The following is a 1,815-nucleotide window of genomic DNA, read 5'->3' as shown; positions in this document are numbered from 1 at the left end:
CTATGGCTAGCCAAAAGTGTAAATTAAGCTCCCCGACCTAAACCAGCGTGAGCTCTCACGCCGCTATTTACTATATAAAGGTATCACTTCTTACAAACCCGGGCTTGTTCAACACTCGGGATAAGGACGCGGCTACGCGCGGCCTATCCTTATTTGTTATGTTTTTGTTAATAAGGCTAATCTTTTCTTTGCTGATTCTTCAAGTAATACTTTCGATTTACCATTATCTTTTTCTGCGTTCACATAGATAACTTGACCATCGTTAGAGACCCAACTTTTACCCTCTTTTACAAAAACATACTGAACTGTATTTGGGTTATCATCAGGTTTAAATGAGTCGGTGAGTTGCCCCATAATGATATGTTCTGACGAAGCAATAATATTAGCTATTGTTAGATCATCATTTCGCCCATTGTCCGTACTAGAACAGGCAGACAGTAATAAAACACTAGAAATTAAAATAATACTTTTCAAAGTTGACTCCGTGAAACATAACGCCGCCTTAAGCGGTGAGAAATAGTTGGCTAAAATGTGAAGCGAAGCGAAACCTAGCCAACTGTTACGAATCCGACTTCAAGGCCTTGTTAAGTGATATTTTTCACACTCATTCTTATTCTTATTTTTTTCTCTGGGGGGTGCTTAACTAAACCTTGAGAAGGACCGTCTGCAACGAACAAATTGGATAATACTGTTATAAGTGCACCTAAAAGAATGTAACCTGATAAAACGTGCGTGATTAACAGCAACTGGGAGAACCAACTACTAGTATTTGCATAAATATCACCAAAGCCTAGTGTTGTCATAGTTACAACAGAAAAATAGACGCTACGTATAAATGGTAGCTCTCCTTCAATTGACGTGAGTGACGGAAACAGCCAGTATATAAAGGCATACGAGAAACACAAAAAGAAAAATGACTGTATTACTCGCTTTGGAGATAGTCCATAGTTTGATGTAAACCAAAATAGGCCTACCATCTTTTTTACAAAGAAATTATTCTTGTCATACCAATCATTCCAATTATGTCGACGATTGCAATATTGGAGAGTTTGACGTAACCCAGACGAATAACATGCACTTTCAAAACTGATTGTGCGGAAGTCAGTTTCTTTTGATACATCCGCTAAATGAAAGTAGGTTTCACTTGTAAATTTAGCATTAGAAAAGTCTGCGCCGCACAGGTTAAATCGTAACTCTTGCATTACGAGGGGATTGTAACCACCGCCAAAAAATTTTGCTTGAGATAAATCTGCTCGACTAAAGCAACAATCCTGAAATTGTGACTCATAAAACTCAACTTCAGGCATCCTAGCCTCTTGAAAAGAGGCATCATAAAAATCACACAAAGTAAAAGTACTTTGATTTAATTTTGCTCGTACAAAGTCAGCATTATGAAAAGCAGAGCCTTCAACTTTTATCGATGATAAATTTGTTTCCATAAAATGACAGTCAGACATATCTACAGACGATAATTTGGCATTGCTAAAATTAGCACCATAAAAGTCAGCTCCTCTACCATCTTTATTTTGGAATACAGCATCCTTTATAACTAAGCCTTCAAAATTAGCTTCTCTCAACTTTATAAGATCATTAGTCTCTTTTACGTATTGATTCCACTCGGAGAAATCTTCATTTACAGCACACTTCATAATCAAGAGATACTGTTCTTTGTTCAATCTTTCTTTCATATCACAACCAATACCAATTTCAATATCACTTAACGATCTAGTTCACGAGCCGAAGGTCTCGTGAAACGGCTTGTTCTTTACTTTCGGAGAGAGGAGGTTATCGCTACTCAATCCGTGAGTTTATATT

The 1,815-nt window shown here is 37.2% G+C and carries 2 protein-coding genes; both read right to left on the bottom strand.

Annotation, left to right across the window (positions count from 1 at the left end; translation table 11 throughout):
• Nucleotides 1-156: 156 nt before the first annotated feature.
• Entirely contained in the window at nt 157-474 is a 318-nt protein-coding gene (locus BEL05_RS20645) for a hypothetical protein (RefSeq protein WP_069672297.1), read from the bottom strand.
• 110 nt (nt 475-584) lie between these two features.
• Nucleotides 585-1,688 carry a pentapeptide repeat-containing protein gene (locus tag BEL05_RS20640; protein WP_069672296.1) on the bottom strand — a complete coding sequence of 368 codons (1,104 nt, stop codon included), beginning with the start codon at nt 1,686-1,688 and terminating at the stop codon, nt 585-587.
• Nucleotides 1,689-1,815: the final 127 nt, after the last annotated feature.

This window comes from Shewanella colwelliana, assembly GCF_001735525.1.
In the GTDB taxonomy this organism is placed as follows: domain Bacteria; phylum Pseudomonadota; class Gammaproteobacteria; order Enterobacterales; family Shewanellaceae; genus Shewanella; species Shewanella colwelliana.
Note: the sequence above shows the minus strand (reverse complement) of the source record. Positions and strands in the feature narration are given on the sequence as shown.

Excerpts from the sequence above, each read along its gene's own strand:
- BEL05_RS20640 (WP_069672296.1), bottom strand. The coding sequence starts at position 1,688 with ATGAAAGAAAGATTGAACAAAGAACAGTATCTCTTGATTATGAAGTGT.